The sequence below is a fragment of the Arthrobacter sp. G.S.26 genome (assembly GCF_050847375.1).
GTDB lineage: Bacteria > Actinomycetota > Actinomycetes > Actinomycetales > Micrococcaceae > Arthrobacter.
In genome coordinates this window covers 221,114-236,731 of the sequence record NZ_CP193752.1, presented here as the reverse complement: position 1 = coordinate 236,731, position 15,618 = coordinate 221,114, and the positions used below count along the sequence as shown (strand labels likewise).

General features: G+C 68.8%; 15 protein-coding genes. 6 read left to right on the top strand and 9 right to left on the bottom strand.

Annotation, left to right across the window (positions count from 1 at the left end):
- The first annotated feature begins 6 nt into the window (after nucleotides 1–6).
- The gene (locus tag ACRB8A_RS01120) at nucleotides 7–543 is read left to right on the top strand and encodes a GNAT family N-acetyltransferase (protein WP_432245412.1); all 537 of its coding nucleotides are present in this window, start codon (nucleotides 7–9) and stop codon (nucleotides 541–543) included.
- 10 nt (nucleotides 544–553) lie between these two features.
- On the opposite strand, the gene serS is transcribed toward ACRB8A_RS01120, so the two are convergent.
- Nucleotides 554–1,834 (bottom strand): serine--tRNA ligase, encoded by a 1,281-nt coding sequence (gene serS, locus ACRB8A_RS01115; protein ID WP_050683702.1) that lies wholly within the window; start codon nucleotides 1,832–1,834, stop codon nucleotides 554–556.
- Between the two features lie 89 nt (nucleotides 1,835–1,923).
- On the opposite strand from serS, the gene ACRB8A_RS01110 reads away from it, so the two are divergent.
- Nucleotides 1,924–2,988 (top strand): diacylglycerol/lipid kinase family protein, encoded by a 1,065-nt coding sequence (locus ACRB8A_RS01110; RefSeq protein ID WP_050683703.1) that lies wholly within the window; start codon nucleotides 1,924–1,926, stop codon nucleotides 2,986–2,988.
- A 43-nt stretch (nucleotides 2,989–3,031) separates the two neighbouring features.
- Here ACRB8A_RS01110 and ACRB8A_RS01105 read toward each other — a convergent pair whose 3' ends face one another.
- From ACRB8A_RS01105 to ACRB8A_RS01095, 3 genes are all read right to left on the bottom strand, one after another.
- The gene (locus tag ACRB8A_RS01105; RefSeq protein WP_056601734.1) at nucleotides 3,032–3,226 is read right to left on the bottom strand and encodes a hypothetical protein; all 195 of its coding nucleotides are present in this window, start codon (nucleotides 3,224–3,226) and stop codon (nucleotides 3,032–3,034) included.
- 93 nt (nucleotides 3,227–3,319) lie between these two features.
- Nucleotides 3,320–4,297: a prephenate dehydratase gene (pheA, locus tag ACRB8A_RS01100; protein WP_056601735.1), complete on the bottom strand. Its 978-nt coding sequence runs from the start codon at nucleotides 4,295–4,297 to the stop codon at nucleotides 3,320–3,322.
- Nucleotides 4,298–4,357: 60 nt separating this feature from the next.
- A complete protein-coding gene (locus ACRB8A_RS01095; RefSeq protein ID WP_050683706.1) occupies nucleotides 4,358–4,684 on the bottom strand; it encodes a rhodanese-like domain-containing protein in 327 nt (108 codons plus the stop codon).
- Nucleotides 4,685–4,870: 186 nt separating this feature from the next.
- Here ACRB8A_RS01095 and ACRB8A_RS01090 point away from each other — a divergent pair, with 186 nt between their 5' ends.
- The gene (locus ACRB8A_RS01090) at nucleotides 4,871–6,277 is read left to right on the top strand and encodes an amidase (RefSeq protein WP_056601783.1); all 1,407 of its coding nucleotides are present in this window, start codon (nucleotides 4,871–4,873) and stop codon (nucleotides 6,275–6,277) included.
- 143 nt (nucleotides 6,278–6,420) lie between these two features.
- On the top strand, nucleotides 6,421–6,867 hold the full coding sequence (locus ACRB8A_RS01085; protein ID WP_432245411.1) for a LapA family protein: 447 nt from the start codon (nucleotides 6,421–6,423) through the stop codon (nucleotides 6,865–6,867).
- Nucleotides 6,868–6,942: 75 nt separating this feature from the next.
- Here ACRB8A_RS01085 and ACRB8A_RS01080 read toward each other — a convergent pair whose 3' ends face one another.
- From ACRB8A_RS01080 to ACRB8A_RS01070, 3 genes are read right to left on the bottom strand one after another with little or no spacing between them, the layout of a single operon-like run.
- Nucleotides 6,943–8,484, bottom strand: a complete 1,542-nt coding sequence (locus ACRB8A_RS01080; protein WP_432245410.1) for a carboxyl transferase domain-containing protein — start codon at nucleotides 8,482–8,484, stop codon at nucleotides 6,943–6,945.
- Complete coding sequence (locus ACRB8A_RS01075; protein ID WP_285241143.1) at nucleotides 8,484–9,692, bottom strand: CaiB/BaiF CoA transferase family protein; 1,209 nt, start codon at nucleotides 9,690–9,692, stop codon at nucleotides 8,484–8,486. The genes ACRB8A_RS01080 and ACRB8A_RS01075 overlap by 1 nt, the downstream gene beginning before the upstream one ends.
- Before the next feature lie 46 nt (nucleotides 9,693–9,738).
- Nucleotides 9,739–11,106 (bottom strand): SLC13 family permease, encoded by a 1,368-nt coding sequence (locus tag ACRB8A_RS01070; protein WP_056601741.1) that lies wholly within the window; start codon nucleotides 11,104–11,106, stop codon nucleotides 9,739–9,741.
- Nucleotides 11,107–11,238: 132 nt separating this feature from the next.
- On the opposite strand from ACRB8A_RS01070, the gene ACRB8A_RS01065 reads away from it, so the two are divergent.
- Nucleotides 11,239–11,937 (top strand): FadR/GntR family transcriptional regulator, encoded by a 699-nt coding sequence (locus ACRB8A_RS01065; RefSeq protein ID WP_285241144.1) that lies wholly within the window; start codon nucleotides 11,239–11,241, stop codon nucleotides 11,935–11,937.
- Between the two features lie 111 nt (nucleotides 11,938–12,048).
- On the opposite strand, the gene ACRB8A_RS01060 is transcribed toward ACRB8A_RS01065, so the two are convergent.
- Both ACRB8A_RS01060 and ACRB8A_RS01055 read right to left on the bottom strand, forming a co-directional pair.
- Nucleotides 12,049–12,651 (bottom strand): DUF4190 domain-containing protein, encoded by a 603-nt coding sequence (locus ACRB8A_RS01060; protein ID WP_056601745.1) that lies wholly within the window; start codon nucleotides 12,649–12,651, stop codon nucleotides 12,049–12,051.
- A 45-nt stretch (nucleotides 12,652–12,696) separates the two neighbouring features.
- Complete coding sequence (locus ACRB8A_RS01055; protein ID WP_432245409.1) at nucleotides 12,697–13,635, bottom strand: nuclease-related domain-containing protein; 939 nt, start codon at nucleotides 13,633–13,635, stop codon at nucleotides 12,697–12,699.
- Nucleotides 13,636–13,881: 246 nt separating this feature from the next.
- Between ACRB8A_RS01055 and pgm the strand changes: the two genes are divergently transcribed.
- Nucleotides 13,882–15,531 (top strand): phosphoglucomutase (alpha-D-glucose-1,6-bisphosphate-dependent), encoded by a 1,650-nt coding sequence (gene pgm / locus ACRB8A_RS01050; RefSeq protein WP_432245408.1) that lies wholly within the window; start codon nucleotides 13,882–13,884, stop codon nucleotides 15,529–15,531.
- The last annotated feature ends 87 nt before the right edge of the window (nucleotides 15,532–15,618 follow it).

Sequence of the window (15,618 nt, the reverse complement as noted above, 5' to 3'; positions counted from 1 at the left end):
GCCACCATGACCGCCACCGCCACCACGTCCACTGAGCCGCTGATCGTCAGGCGGGCCCGCGAATCCGAGTACGCAGCGGTGGGTGAGCTGACCTACCGCGGGTTCGGCCACCACCTGCCGGCGGCGGACCAGCCGGACAGCGAGCGCCTGAACCTGCTGGTGGATGCGGAGGCACGCGCAGATGCGGGCACCCTGCTGGTCGCCGAGGACGTGCGGACGGGAAAGCTGGTGGGCACCATCACGGTACTGCTGCACGGATCACCGCTGGCCCGACAGGCTGAACCAGGGGAGGCGGAGGTTCGACTGCTGGCGGTCCTGCCGGAGGCACGGCGCCAGGGTCTGGGCCGGCTCCTGCTGGAACACTCGGTGCAGCTCGCAGCCCGGAACGGCGCCCGCAGCGTGGTCCTGGACACCGGCGTGGACAACCTGGGCTCCCAGGAGCTCTACCGGCAGTTCGGCTTCATCCGCCGGCCGGACCGGGAAAAGCCCCGGCCCGCGCCCAAGGTGCAACTGGTGGTCTACACGCTGGACCTGGCCGGCTGACCGCACCTGGCTACAGGACGGGCAGTACTTCCAGCCCACCCAGGTACTTCTGCAGCGCCTTGGGGACGTTGACGGAGCCGTCCGGGTTCTGGTGGTGCTCCAGGATGGCCACGATCCAGCGGGTGGTGGCCAGGGTTCCGTTCAGGGTGGCGACAGCCCTGGTGCCCTTGGCCACGCCGGCGTCGTTGACGGTGCGTTCGCGGATGTTGAGGCGGCGGGCCTGGAACGTGGTGCAGTTCGAGGTGGAGGTGAGCTCCCGGTAGGCGCCCTGGGTGGGAACCCAGGCCTCGCAGTCGAATTTCCGGGCCGCGGACATGCCCAGGTCACCGGCTGCGGTGTCGATGACGCGGTAGGGCAGCTCGCACTTGGCCAGCATCTCCTCTTCCCAGGCCAGCAGCCGCAGGTGCTCGGCAGCGGCTTCCTCAACGGTGGTGTAGATAAACATCTCCACCTTGTTGAACTGGTGCACCCGGATGATGCCGCGGGTGTCCTTGCCGTGCGAGCCCGCCTCACGGCGGTAGCAGGAACTCTGCCCGGCGAACCGGATGGGCCCGGCGCTGAAGTCTAGGATTTCGTCCGCGTGGTAGCCGGCCAGGGCCACCTCGGAGGTGCCCACAAGGTAAAGGTCGTCTTCGGCGAGACGGTAGATCTCGGCGTCGTGCTTGACGTCGAAGCCGGTGCCCTGCATGGTTTCGGGGCGCACCAGGGTGGGCGTGATCATAGGGACAAAACCGGCGTCGATGGCCTGTTCCATGGCCATCTGCAGCAGTGCCATTTCCAGCCGGGCGCCCACGCCGCGGAGGAAGTAGAACCTGGAGCCGGACACTTTGGCGCCGCGCTCCATGTCGATGGCGCCAATCAGCTCGCCGATTTCCAGATGGTCGCGGGGTTCGAAGCCGGCGAATTCCCGCGGCTCGCCCACTGTCTTGACCACCACGAAGTCGTCCTCGCCGCCTTCGGGGACGCCGTCTTCAATAACGTTGGGGACGGCGCGGAGCAGTTCCTCCTGCTTGGCCTGCGCGGCGTCGGCTTCCGCCGAGGCTGCCTTGACCGAGTTGGCCAGCTCGCGGACCTCGGCAAGCAGCGCCTGCTTTTCCTCACCCTTGGCCTGCGCCACCTTCTTGCCGAACACGTTCTGCTCGGCGCGGAGGTTTTCGTAGCGGATCAGCGCAGCCCTGCGGTCCGAATCCGCGGCGATGATCGCGTCCACCACTGATTCGTCGGCGCCGCGGGCGCGCTGGCTGGCACGGAACTTGTCCGGGTTTTCGCTGAGGTCTTTTACGTCGATCACTCCCCAAGGGTATCCAATCCAGCGCACGACGGCGGGCAGCCGGGGCGGGCGCGCGGGTGCGGCGCCCGCCGGGCTACTGTTGAAGCACCATGAGCGACTGGATCCTGTACCTTCTGAGCGCGGCGGCGCTGGCCTTCGCCGTCTCCAGCTGGTGGGGGGTGCGGCGGCTCAAGGCCCTGCACATCCGCAGCGCCGTGGGCGGCGACGCGCACGAGTCCGGGCTGGCCCGGCAGCGCGTGGCAGTGATCCTGAACCCCATCAAAGCCCGCGCCGGCGAGGCCAGGGCCACCATCCAGCGCGCCTGCCTGTCCGCCGGCTGGGACGAGCCGGTGTTCTTCGAGACCACCGCCGAGGATCCGGGGTATTCCCAGGTGAAGGCGGCCCTGGCCGGCAGCCCGGACGTGGTCCTGGTGGGCGGCGGCGACGGCACCGTGCGGGTTGCCGCCGAATCGCTGGCGCACAGCGGCGTGGCCATGGGCCTGATCCCGCTGGGAACCGGCAACCTCCTGGCCCGGAACGTGGACCTTGATGTCCACGACCTGCACAGCAACGTCCACACGGCCCTGTTTGGCCGGCAACGCTACATCGATACCGCCCGGATGGGGATCGAGAACTCACGGACCGGGCATTCCTCGGAGCACGTGTTCCTGGTGATTGCCGGAATCGGCGTGGACGCCGAAGTCCTGGCCGACACCAACGACGGCCTCAAAAAAGCGGTGGGCTGGCTGGCGTACACGGAAGCAGGGGTGCGCCACCTGCCGGGCCGGCGCAAGAAGGTTTCCATATCACTGGACGGCAACCCGGAACAGGTCCGGAACATCCGCAGCGTGCTGTTCGCCAACTGCGGCCTGGTTCCCGGCGGCATCGACTTCATCCCGCAGGCCATGATCGACGACGGGATGCTGGACGTGGTGGTGATGAGCCCCCGCAGCGCCCTGGGCTGGCTGCTGATGTACCTGAAGGTCATCTTCAAGCACAGCGGCAAACTGCCCATCATGACTGTGTACCGGTCAGGCCGGATTGTCATTAAATGCCCCGAGCCCATGCCCACGCAGCTGGATGGGGACACGTCCGGGCTTGCCACCCGGCTCACTGTCCAGGTCAAACCGCAGTCCCTGCTGGTCCGGGTGAAAGGGCCCGCGGCGGGGCACTGAACCGGCACCTGCCGGAATGCGGCGGACCTGCAACGTGCGGGCGTCAGTCCCCTGCGGCCTCTGCGGCGGCTTTCGCGGCAGCCCTGGCCTCGGACTGCTCACGGATCATCGCCTGTTCCTCTTCAAAGCGCAGGCGGTCGGCGCGGTCGGCATCGTCTCCGTCCCAGTCCTGGTTGTCGGCTGCAGGCTTGGGGTTCACAATCATTCCCTGGCCGTCATCGGTGCTGTTCGCAGTCATGACCCGCTCCCTTCATTCGGGGCCATTCCCCGGTGGATCAAGCAAGCTTACGCACGGCCGGAGCCCTAAGGAAGTACTCGGAACGGTATTCACCTACGCTGTGGGCGAAGTGGTGGAACCGCTTTCCGGTCCTGTTGATGCCGGTTGGAGAATGCCTTGGACCCAGGCCTGCGCAGCGCCGAAGGCGTCATCGGACGTGTGCGGCTCCACCACCGCAGCCTGTCCGTCGGCCCGGGGGTAGGAGCCCAGGAACCGGGTGGCGGGGCTGATGCGGTGCAGCCCGGCCAACGCATCCGCCATGCGGGCGTCGGCGGCGTGCCCGTCCGCGTCGATACTGAAAAAGTAGTGCCCAAGGTACTGTCCGGTGGGCCTGGATTCGATCCGGCTCAGGTTCACGCCCCGGGTGGCGAACTGGTCCAGGATCTCCATCAAGGCACCCGGCCGGTCCGCGGGCAGCGGCACCACCACGGTGGTTTTGTCGGCGCCTGACGGGGGCGGCAGGGCGCCGGGCCTGCCCACCAGGATAAAGCGGGTCACGGCCGCGGGATTATCGCCGATGTCAGTGGCGAGCACCTCGAGGCCGGGCTGTGCCTGCGCCACCAGCGGTGAGCAGATGGCAGCGTGGTAGGGGCAGTCTGCCACCAGCAGACCGACGGCGGCTGCTGCCGTTGAGGATGCCGGGACATATTCTGCTTCCGGAATATTCCGCTCCAGCCAGCCACGGCACTGCGCCCAGGCGTGGCCGTGGGTGGCCACGCTGCGGATGCCCGCCATTGGTGTGCCGGAACGGACGGCCAGCACAAAGCTGATGGGCACCAGGACTTCACGGAGGATGCGAAGTTCCGCACCGCCGGCGATCGCGTCCAGGGTTGCGGTGACGCCGCCCTCGACGGAGTTTTCGATGGGCACCATGGCCGCGTCCGCCGTGCCCCGGCGGACCAGGTCCAGGGCAGCGTTGACGTTCGAGGCGGGGATCCGGGTGGCCCCGGCCGCATCCGGCACCTGCAGGAGGGCCGCTTCGGTGAACGTCCCCTCAGGTCCCAGGAACGTGTACGTGACGGGTGGCGGCATGGTGGAGCCCTTCGGCTGGTGGTTGGTTGCTGCCCGGACGCGGGCCGGAGGGCCGGGGGCTCAGAGCACCAGCGGCTTGAGCCCGTTGTCCGAGACCAGGGGCTTGCCGGCCTCCAGCCACTGGTCCATGCCGCCGGAAACGTTCAAGGCGGAGTAGCCCTGTCCGGTCAGCCACTGGGCCGCCCGGAAGGAACGACCGCCGGTACGGCAGATGACGTAGAGATCCTCATCAGGGTCCAGTTCATCGAGGCGCGCGGGGAGCTGGTCCAGCGGAATGTGGCGGGCGCCGTCGGCGTGCCCGGCCACCCACTCGTAGTCTTCGCGGACGTCAAGGATTGCGGCGCCGGCGGGGACGTCATGGACGGGGACGGTGTCAAAGTCGCTCATTGGAAGTCCTGTCGTGGCAGATCGGAAGACACCATTAAGCCTAGTGCTTCCGGCGTCCGCCGGCCCCGTTGCCGGCCGCGATACGCTACGTGAAACGCTTGGAGGATGCCATCACTGCAGTTCAGCCCGCCGGACCGGCCTTCTTCCGCGCCGCAAACAAGCCCGGGCAGCAGGACCCAGGCAACCGTGGCTGAGCTGCACGAGCTGGGGGCCGTGGAACTGCGGGACCTGCTGCGCCGGGGTGCCGTCTCCGCGGGCGAGGCCGCGGCGCATTTCCTGGCCCGCATCGCTGACCGGAACCCGCTGCTGGGTTCATTTGTGACCGTCACCGGAGAGCAGGCCATGGCCGGCGCCCGGGAGGCCGACGCGCTCCATTCCCGCTCCAGCGCCGGGGACCTTCCGCTGCTCCACGGGATGCCGGTTGCGTTCAAGGACCTCACGGATGTGGCAGGGGTGGTGACCACCCACGGCAGCGCCGCCCTGGACCACAAACCGGCCCCGGCGGACGGGCAGCTGGTGGCCGTCCTCAAGGCCGCGGGCGTGGTGTCCCTGGGCAAAACGCAGGTTCCGGAGTTCGGACTGACGGCGTACAGCGAAAACCGGATCGCGCCGCCGTCGCGTAATCCGCACGCTCCCAGCAGGAGTTCCGGCGGTTCCTCCGGCGGCAGCGCAGCGGCTGTTGCCGCGGGCCTGCTTCCGGTGGCACCCGGGACGGACGGCGGCGGATCCGTCCGGATTCCCGCTGCTGCCTGCGGGTTGGTGGGACTGAAGCCGGGACGCGGCGCCGTGCCGGCCGCGGAATCCCAGGGCGATCCTGCCCGGCTGGTGGTGCCGGGCCCGCTGGCAAGGAGCGCCGCGGACGCCGCGCTCCTGATGGACGCCATGGTGCCCGGGGCGGGCTACCTGGCAGCACTGGGCCCGGACCCGCGGAAGCTGAGGATCGGCCTGACACTGGAGTCCCCGTGGGCCGGAACGTTCCCGTTCACCGTGGAGCAGGAGGCGCTGGACGCGCTCCACACCGGGGTGGAGCTGCTGGCCCGGGCCGGGCATGTGGTGGCCGAAGCCCCGGTCCGGTACGACAACCGCTACCCGGACGCCTTCACCACCGCCTGGACCGCAGGGGTGGGCAGCGCCCGGATCAGCCCCACCAGGGAGGCGCTGCTGGCCCCGCTGACCAGGACCTTCCGGCGGCGGGCCCAGCAGCGGAGCCCTGCCAAGCTGCAGGAAGCGCTGGCGTTCCTGCGCAGGTTCGAACATGACACGGTGGCCCAGTACGCCCAGTGGGACCTGATGCTGATGCCTGCACTTGCCCAGACACCCCGCCCGGTGGGCTGGTTCACGGGAACAGTCCACGGCGGCGACAGGTGGCCTGCGGCGCAGTGGCCCGGGGATGCCGACGGGGATTACCGGAAGCAATGCGAGTACGCGCCATGGTCCTCCATGGTGAACGTGTGCGGCCTGCCCGCCATCACCATTCCCGTGCACTGGACGGGCGGGGCACCCGGGCAGGGGCTGCCCATGGGCATCCAGCTGGTGGGGCCGGCCGGCTCAGAGTCGTTGCTGCTGCAGGTGGCGCATCAGATCGGATTCTGAAAGCCCGTGGCGGGATCCGGCAGCCCGCCAACTCCGCCCTAACATGTGGAGAGCCGGTGGGAGCCTTCCCGGAGCAGTTGTTCCCGGCAGCCCCGCCAACTAAGGTTGCACCATAAGCATGCTTATTAGTTAAGGGGAACAACATGAGTTCTGGACAGTACACCCCCGGCACGGACGGCCAGCCGGATCCCGCCGGGCAGGTGCCGGCGGTTCCGGACCATGAGCCCGCAGCACCCGGGACCGAACCCCAGGCGGGCACCGCGGAGACCCGGAAGCAGGACTCCCGCAGGCAGGAGCCCCGGCAGCCAGCGACCCGGCCGGCGGAGGAGCCCAAGGTGACCCGCGCCGGCGTGGTGTGGGCCGCCGTCGTGGCCTCCCTGGTCCTGCTGATCCTGCTGATCATCTTTATCCTGCAGAACCAGGACCAGGTCCTGGTCCGGTACTTCGGCCTGGAGGGTCAGCTGCCACTGGGCATGGCCCTGTTCATCGCCAGCGTCACCGGCGGCGTGCTGGTGGCCGCGGCCGGCGGGGTCCGGATCCTGCAGCTCCGCGCCACGGCGCACCGGACCAGGGCCGCGAACCGCCGCTGAGGCGGGCCGCAGCGCGGGCCCGGGCGGTAAGCTCCGGGCCCGCCTGCCCGGCGCAGGCCTGGAAGCGGCGGGAGCCTAGAAGGGGCCCAGGTTCCGGTACTTTTCCGCCCGGGACGCCACCAGCGACGCAACCGGCGCCCCGGCCAGGTTTCCCAGCTCGTACTCGATGGCCCGGGCCATCCGTTCGCAGAATCCGGCGGGCTCCAGCGAAGCGTCGCCGCGCTCGTCAACAATGTGGTCCACCAGGCCGTTGGCGTACAGCGATGCCACGTTTACACCCTGTGCCTGTGCCATGGCCGGAGCGTGGGCGGTGGTGCGGTGCACGATGGCGCTGGCGCCCTCCGGCGGCAGCGGCGACAGCCAGCTGTGCTGCGCCGCGATGGTCCGGTCTGCGGGCAGCAGGGCGAGCGCCCCACCGCCGGCACCCTGCCCCAGCAACACCGAGACGGACGGTGATTCCAGTCCGATCAATTCGTGCAGTGAGCGGGCAATCTCCCCCGCCAGGCCGCCCTCTTCGGCTTCCCTGGACAGATCCGCGCCCGCAGTGTCAATGACGGTCAGCAGGGGCAGCCGGAGTTCCTCGGCGAGCTTCATGCCCCGCCGGGCCTCCCGCAGCGAGCCTGGGCCCATGCCGGCGGCGTCCTTCCGCAGCGGCCGGGCGTGGCCCAGCACAATGCAGGGCTGGCTGCCGAACCGGGCCAGCGCCAGGAGCAGCCCGGGATCCTTTTCCCCCTGGCCGGTACCGTTGAGGGGCAGCGCATCGCTGGCGCCGTACTTAAGGAGCTGGCGGAGGTCCGGCCGCCGCGGTTTCCGGGAGATACCGATGGAGGTCCAGGCGTCAACAGTTGACGGCCGGACGGCAAGGGTTTCCGGCGGAGCCGGTTTGGCAGCCGGACCGGACCCCTCCGGGCCCACACCGGTACCCGGCGCTGCGGCCAGGATGTCCAGGGCCCGTGCCACCAGGTTGGCCAGCTGTCCGGGCGCCACCACACCGTCGATAAGGCCCTTGCTGAACAGGTTCTCCGCCGTTTGCACGTTGTCCGGAAACGCCTCCCCGTACAGCGCCTCGTAGACGCGCGGGCCGAGGAAGCCCAGGAGGGCGCCGGGTTCCGCCACGTTGATGTGGCCCAGCGAGCCCCACGAGGCCATCACCCCGCCGGTGGTGGGGTGCCGCAGGTAGACCAGGTACGGCAGGCCTGCCTGCCGGTGGGCGCGGACGGCGCCGGTGATCTTGACCATGGACAGGAACGCCAGGGTGCCTTCCTGCATCCGCGTTCCGCCCGAAGCGGGACCGGCAAGCAGCGGAAGCCCCTCGGCGGTGGCCCGTTCCACGGCCGCCACGATCCGCTGCGCGGCCGCGTGCCCGATCGACCCCGCAAGGAACGCAAACTCGCTGACGATGACCGCCACGCGGCGGCCCTGGATCAGCCCGGCCCCGGTGAGCACCGACTCGTCGGTGCCGCTGCGGTCGCGGGCCCTGGCCAGGTCGGCGGCGTACCCGTCGGACACGGGCGGCTGCTCCGCGGGCGCGTCCCAGGAAACAAACGACCCCGGATCCACCACGGCCGACAGCAGCTCGGCGGCGCCCAGGTGCCGGACCTTCTCCGACGTAGGCATTACTTGGTGCCCGCCGCGGCGGTGAGGCCAAGCCACTCCCGGATCGCGCCGCCGTCGGCGTCCAGCAATGGCGGCGCGCTGTGGCTGGTGATGGTGGTTTCCGCGCTATCGCCTGCGGCGAAGAAGCGCAGCGGCGGGCCGGGAAGGCTGACGGTGCCCAGCAGCGGATGCTCCACGTCCACCACCAGCCCCTGCGACGCCACCTGGTCCCACGCGTAGACCTCATCCAGCGAGCGGACCTTGCCTGCCGGGATCCCGGCGTCGTTCAGTTTCTGCAGCAGTTCCGCAGCGCCATAGGCGGAGAAGGCGCGTTCGACGGCGGCAATCACCCCGGCGCGGTTGCGCACCCTGTCCGCGTTGCTGGCAAAGCCGGCGGCCGCCGGGTCCAGGCCGAAGGCCGCTGCGAACGCCGCCCACAGCTTCTCGCTGCCCACGCTGATCTGAACGCTGCCGTCCTTGCAGGCGAACAGGCCGTAGGGGGCGATGGAGGGATGGTGGTTGCCCTGCGCCTGCGGCACCTCGCCCGCCACGGTGGTCCGGGTGCCCTGGAAGGCGTGGACCCCGATCAGCGAAGCCAGCAGCGAGGTGCGCACCACCTGCCCCTTGCCGGTCCGGCCCCGTTCGACCAGGGCCGCGAGGACCCCGGACGCGCCGTTCATGCCGGCCAGGAGGTCGGCGATGGGGACACCCACGCGCTGGGGGTCGTCCGGGCCGGAGCCGGTGAGCGACATCAGGCCGGCTTCGCCCTGCAGGATCTGGTCGTAACCGCTGCGCTGGGACTCAGGGCCGTCGTGGCCGAACCCGGTGATGGACAGGATGATGAGCCGCGGGTTGAGCTCATGCATGGCACCGGTGGAGAAGCCCAGCCGGTCCATCACACCGGGGCGGAAGTTCTCGATCACCACGTCGGCGCGTTCCAGCAGGCCGCGGAGCACCGCCTGGCCGTCACCGCTCTTGAGGTCCAGGCTGATGGATTCCTTGTTGCGGTTGCAGGACATGAAGTAGGTGGACTGGAGATCGTCCTCGGGTCCCACGAAAGGCGGGCCCCAGCCGCGGGTGTCATCGCCCGTGCCCGGGTTTTCCACCTTGATCACGCGGGCACCCAGATCCGCCAGCATCATGCCGGCGTGCGGCCCGGCCAGGGCGCGGCTCAGGTCGATCACCGTGTGGCCGGCCAGGGGTCCTTGGGTGCTGTCAGCTCTGCTCATGTGCGGTGTTCCTTTTCTGATGCGGGGTGGCGGGGAGCGGTGGTGGCTAGAGCCAGCCGGGGACCACCAGGGCCAGCCAGGCCAGGACCGGGCCTGCGACGATGACGATGCCGCTGTAGCCGAGGATCTGTTTGTAGAACCTGTCCTTGTCCACGCCTTCCGGTGCGTTGGCCAGGACCAGGGCGCCGTTGGTGGAGAACGGCGAGACGTCCACAATCGTGGACGCAACCGCGAGGGCGCAGATGACGCCGACAGCGCCGATGTCGCCGGAGGACAGGAACGGGACGGCCAGCGGGATCAGTGCGGCCAGGATGGCGGTGGAGGAAGCGAAGGCGGAGACCACGGCGCCGATGTAGCAGATGAGGAGTGCGGCCAGGAGCGGCAGGCCCATCCCCGCCACGCCGCCGGAGACAAACTCGATGGTGCCGGCTTCCTCCAGCACACCCACGAAGGTGAGCATGCCGCAGATGAGCAGCACGGTGGACCAGCTGATCTTGTTGATCGCGCCCTTCTGGGCGGCCGGGGACACCAGTGCCAGCACAATCGCGATGGTGATGGACACAAAGCCCACGTCCACCTTGAAGCCCAGCGCGATGACCGCAAGCGCGATCAGGCCGGCGATGGTCACCAACTGCGGGAGGCGCTGCGAACGTTCCCGGGTGGCTGCCACGCCGTCGCCGGCGGGGTCGCGGGGACCGTACATGCCGGAGCCGAAGCCCTTGAAGGCCACGTCACTGCCGGCCTTCGCGCCGACGCTGACGGACATCCGGGCCTCCGCTGCCTGCTCCACAAAGTGGCCCACGCGGGAGGACAGCAGGGCTTTCCCGCCCAGGACGATGAAGAGGATCACGGCGATCACGAGGTTGAAGCCCAGGCTGGAGAGGAACAGCGCCGTGGGGCTGAAGTCCAGGTCCGTTTTGGCCAGGATGCCGTTGACGGTGACGCCATACACGGCAATGGGCGAGAAGCCGCCTGCCTGGGCGCCGTGGATCACCATCATGCCCATCAGCAGGGGGCTGATCTTGTATTTTCCGGCGAAGCTGAGCGCGATGGGCGCGATGATGGCGACGGCGGCGGGAGACAGCGCGCCCACGGAGGTGATCACGGCGGTGATGGCAAACATCACCCAGGGAATGAGCGCCACCCGGCTGCCCACCAACCGGACGGCACCCCGGACCAACAGGTCGATGGTGCCGTTGTTCTGCGCAATCGCGAAGAGGTAGGTGACCCCGACGATGGTCAGGAAGAGGCCGCCGGGGAAGTTGGCGAGGATGTCGTTGGTGGACATTCCCAGGACAACGCTGCCCAGCAGGAAGGCACCCACAAACGCCAGCGCGCCCATGTTCAGGGGCAGCACGGTGGCGAGCAGGAACATCGCCGCCAGGATGATGATGGACAGGACAGGAGCGGACATCGTTGGTTCTCCATTGCAGAAAATTGTGACGTGGATTACTGGCTCACTGGACTAGCCTCTTAGACAGTGAGTCTATCTGTCAATAGGTTTGCGCTGTATTCTGGGAGATAACGACGACGTAGCGGGGGTTTTGTGGAGAAGTCATCACGGCTGGGACTCGAGCGGGTGGCGCGGCCACGGCTGTACGAGCAGCTGGTGGAGCAGATTCTCGCCTACATCGAATCGGCCAAGCTGGGTCCCGGCGACCTGCTGCCGGCCGAACGCGACCTCGCCGAACGGCTGGGCGTTTCCCGTGCCACCCTGGCGCAGGCACTCGTGGCCCTCGAGGTGCTGGGGGTCATTGACGTCCAGCACGGCACCGGCGCGGTCCTGGCCCGCCGGCCCAGCGTCGCTTCGGTGATCAAGGGCCTGCGCGAGCACCGCAGCCGGCTGCCGGAGATTGTCGAGGCCCGCAGTACCTTGGAGGTTAAGCTTGCGGCCCTCGCCGCCGTCCGGCGCACGGACGCGGACCTCACCGCCATTGACGGGGCGCTGGAGGTGATGGCGGCGGAAATCGGCGACGGGGACCGCGGCACGCATGGCGACGAGCTGTTCCACCAGGCCGTCACGGGCGCGGCGCATTCCTCGGTGCTGGCGCAGTTGATGGCGTTCATCGCCGAAATGATCCTGGAAACCCGGATGGAGTCCCTGGGCCAGCCTGGCCGGCCGGAGCAGTCCCTGGCCTCACACCGGAAAATTGCCGACGCCATCCGCGCCCAGGATCCTGACGGCGCAGCCGATGCCATGCTGGCCCACATCGAACTTGTCTCGGATGTGGAACTGCTCCGCTAGCTGCCCGGGCGGGCGCCGTGCGGCACGGAACAGCCCGGATCCTAAGGTTGTCCGCAGATCAGGGCCCTGAAGGTTCGGATCCGCGGACAAGCCTGGAAAGGCAGCAGCAGGTCAGTACCCGTAGGAACTGGAGCTCGCGTACGTGAGCCCGATGATCAACAGCAGCCAGAAGGCGCCGTACCCCAGCAGGCACAAGTAGCCCAGCACCAGGCCGGTTATGGACATGCCCTTGCCGGCCGGTTCGCGCTTCAGCGCCATGTGGCCGGTGATGATGGCGGCGATCTGCGGGATCATCAGCCAGCCCACCAATACCGAGGCGATGCCACACACCATGCTGGCAATGCTTAGCGTCTTGGGCTGGGGGGCCATGCCGTAGTAGCCCTGCGGGGCATATGGGCTGCCGGGCGCACCGAAGGGACTGCCAGGCTGGGCGTAAGGTCCCGCGGCGTACTGGTTGCCGTATTGGCCCGTCGGGGCCTGGTTCGAGGCGTACTGGTCGCCGTGGGCCGACCCCTGCGGCGCCTGGTAACCGGCCGGCCCATGGCCCTGGCCATAAAGCGGCGGCGCCTCGTTTGCGCCGTAGGGCGGAACGGGCGGGGCGTCGGAGCCGTACGGCGGCACAAAGGCAGGCGGTTCATAGCCCGACGGCGGGACACCGGGCTGCGCCGGATCGAAGCCTTGGGCGTCGGGCTTGTTGGCAGGCTGGTCGGTCAAGAGGGTCCCCCTAGGATTTCTTTCCAGCCTACCGCCGCGTGCCGGTCAGCGCCCCAAATACGGCAGCAGATATACCGCGAAAACTACAACGACAGCCAGCAGCGCCAGCCGGAGCCCGCTGGTGGTTCCGGGGTGCTGGACCTTGATGCTGCGTCCCTTGCGGGACCGGTTTCCCATTTGCCGGGCGCCGGCCTTACCGCCGGCCTTATTAGCGGGCCTGGCTTTGCCGGCGGTCCCGGAAAGGCTGCCGCCGGCCGGCTGGGCGTTGGCGGCGCTGCCGGGTGCAGGGCTGCCGGGTCCGGGGCTGGCGGGCACCGGCCGGGGTCCGCGCGGCGGGAGGCCGCCGGCCGGCCGGACCACGGTGCCTGGCTGAACCGTGCGGAACGCCGTGATCCCGGGCTCCTGTTCGTGGGTGAGTTCCTGCCCGAGCTGGGCGTACAGGCCCACCACCGCCTGCTGGTCGAGGACCGGGGGCAGCGCGTTGATGGCACCGACAACGCGCCCGGCTCCAGCCACGGCCACGTCCGAGTTGGTGACGCCGAAGAGATCCGGCTGCGCGGCCATGCAGATCATGGGACGCACCAGCCTGCGGTGCTGCGGTGCCAGGACGGACGCCACAGCGGCGCACTGCGCCAGGGCGCCTTCCACCGCCTGGGTCCGCGCGTACCGGCCCTGCCACAGCACCCCGGCAGCAACACGCACCTCACCGGTCCAGTTTTTGGCGTCCACCACCACCACGCCGCCCGGTCCCACCAGGACGTGGTCCAGGTTGGCTTTGGGGCGGCCGGGCCAGTGGACATCGTGCAGCACGTACCAGCCGCGGGGCACCAGTTCGCCGAGCTTATCGGCCACCATGCGCTCCCCCACGGCACCGGCATCCCAGGCTTTGGTGGCCCGCTCGGCGCGGTCCAGCTGGAGCTTCAGCCGGGCCACCCTTTCGGCCGCCAGCCGTGACTGCTCAGCTGCCCCGTCCCCTGCGCCCATGGCCGTCCCTGCTTCCTGGCCGGAGCAACGATGGCGGCAGGCCGGCGTCGTCCGTGGTTGATGTCATCCCTGGATTTTCTTGAAAAGTAGCAGCGGGCCAAGGAGCCGGTATATAAGTACTTTCTGCCCGGGGTACTCGGTGCCACTACTTGGTTGATGACGCCCCCGCGTCACAGGGGCGCCCAAAAGGGACCGGATTCTGGACGGTTCGTTTTGACTGCCGCCCGCTTCTGGCATGCTGGTCCCATGGCTAGCCGCGCGGGTACAGTTGCCCAACCCCAGGACCTTGTTGACATCACTGCGCTCCTTGACGCGTATTACGACATCACCCCGGACCTGGGGGACCCGGCCCAGAGGGTTGCCTTCGGCACCTCCGGGCACCGCGGCTCCAGCCTTAAGGCGTCGTTCAACGAAAAGCACATCGTCGCGATCACCCAGGCGATCGTGGAGTACCGGGCCGGGCAGGGCATCACCGGCCCGCTGTTCCTGGCCAAGGACACCCACGCACTGAGCGAGCCGGCGCAGAACTCGGCCCTGGAAGTATTGGCTGCCAACGGGGTCCAGGTCCTGGTGGACGCCCGCCACGGCTACACGCCCACCCCCGCCCTCAGCCACGCCATCCTCACCTACAACCGGAAAGCAGCGCCCGGTGCGCCGCAGGCGGATGGCATCGTGGTGACGCCCAGCCATAACCCGCCCGGCGACGGCGGCTTCAAGTACAACCCGCCGCACGGCGGACCCGCCGATTCGGACGCCACCGGCTGGATCGCCAACCGCGCCAACGAATTGCTCGAAGCCGACCTGCGCGGCGTGAAGCGGATCCCCGTGGCGGATGCCCTGGCCGCGGAGAGCACCGGCAAGTTCGACTTTCTCAGCAGCTACGTGGACGACCTGCCGTCCGTGCTGAACCTGGACGCCATCCGTGAGGCGGGCGTGCGGATCGGCGCCGACCCCATGGGCGGGGCGGCTGTTGACTACTGGGGTGAAATCGGCGAGCGGCACCACCTGGACCTCACCGTGGTGAACCCCACCGTGGACCCGCAGTGGGCGTTTATGACGCTGGACTGGGACGAGAAGATCAGGATGGACTGCTCATCGCCGTCCGCCATGGCCTCCCTGATCAACCGCATGTCCGACGGCGCCGCCTTCGACATTGCCACGGGCAACGACGCCGACGCGGACCGCCACGGCATCGTCACCCCTGACGGCGGGCTGATGAACCCCAACCACTACCTCGCCGTGGCCATCGACTACCTCTACCGGAACCGCAGCGGCTGGAACCCGGAGTCCGTGGTGGGAAAGACCCTGGTGTCCTCCTCCATCATCGACAGGGTTGCAGGCAGCCTCGGCCGGAAGCTCGTGGAAGTTCCCGTGGGCTTCAAATGGTTTGTTCCCGGCCTGCTCTCCGGCGAGGGCGCCTTCGGCGGCGAGGAATCCGCCGGCGCCTCCTTCAACAAGCTGGACGGCAGTGTGTGGACCACCGACAAGGACGGCATCCTGCTGGCCCTGCTCGCCTCCGAGATCACCGCCGTGACGGGCGAATCACCCTCCCAGCTCTACAAGGGCCTGACGGACCAGTTCGGCGCCCCGGTGTATGCCCGGATCGACGCCGCCGCCACGCGTGAGCAGAAGGCGGCACTGGGCAAGCTGTCGTCGTCGGACGTCACCGCGACGGAACTGGCCGGCGAGGCCATCACCGCCAAGCTGACCGAGGCCCCGGGGAACGGCGCTTCCATCGGCGGCCTCAAGGTGGTCACCGAGAACGCGTGGTTCGCGGCCCGCCCATCCGGCACCGAAGACGTCTACAAGATCTACGCCGAGTCCTTCAAGGGCGAAGAACACCTCAAGCAGGTCCAGGCCGAAGCCAAGGCCCTGGTGGACGGCGTCATCGCCTAGCCCCAAACGCCAGATGCTCTATCACTTATGGTTCCCATCCGGCCTGGTTGGGAACCATAAGTGATAGAGCATCACTGGTTTAAGCGG

What these genes read in the sequence shown, in the direction of transcription:
- ACRB8A_RS01075 (WP_285241143.1), bottom strand. Translation starts at nt 9,692, where the DNA reads ATGAGCAGAGCTGACAGCACCCAAGGACCCCTGGCCGGCCACACGGTG.
- ACRB8A_RS01120 (WP_432245412.1), top strand. Translation starts at nt 7, where the DNA reads ATGACCGCCACCGCCACCACGTCCACTGAGCCGCTGATCGTCAGGCGG.
- pgm (WP_432245408.1), top strand. Translation starts at nt 13,882, where the DNA reads ATGGCTAGCCGCGCGGGTACAGTTGCCCAACCCCAGGACCTTGTTGAC.
- ACRB8A_RS01105 (WP_056601734.1), bottom strand. Translation starts at nt 3,226, where the DNA reads ATGACTGCGAACAGCACCGATGACGGCCAGGGAATGATTGTGAACCCC.
- pheA (WP_056601735.1), bottom strand. Translation starts at nt 4,297, where the DNA reads ATGCCGCCACCCGTCACGTACACGTTCCTGGGACCTGAGGGGACGTTC.
- ACRB8A_RS01085 (WP_432245411.1), top strand. Translation starts at nt 6,421, where the DNA reads ATGAGTTCTGGACAGTACACCCCCGGCACGGACGGCCAGCCGGATCCC.
- ACRB8A_RS01095 (WP_050683706.1), bottom strand. Translation starts at nt 4,684, where the DNA reads ATGAGCGACTTTGACACCGTCCCCGTCCATGACGTCCCCGCCGGCGCC.
- ACRB8A_RS01055 (WP_432245409.1), bottom strand. Translation starts at nt 13,635, where the DNA reads ATGGGCGCAGGGGACGGGGCAGCTGAGCAGTCACGGCTGGCGGCCGAA.
- ACRB8A_RS01110 (WP_050683703.1), top strand. Translation starts at nt 1,924, where the DNA reads ATGAGCGACTGGATCCTGTACCTTCTGAGCGCGGCGGCGCTGGCCTTC.
- ACRB8A_RS01080 (WP_432245410.1), bottom strand. Translation starts at nt 8,484, where the DNA reads ATGCCTACGTCGGAGAAGGTCCGGCACCTGGGCGCCGCCGAGCTGCTG.
- ACRB8A_RS01070 (WP_056601741.1), bottom strand. Translation starts at nt 11,106, where the DNA reads ATGTCCGCTCCTGTCCTGTCCATCATCATCCTGGCGGCGATGTTCCTG.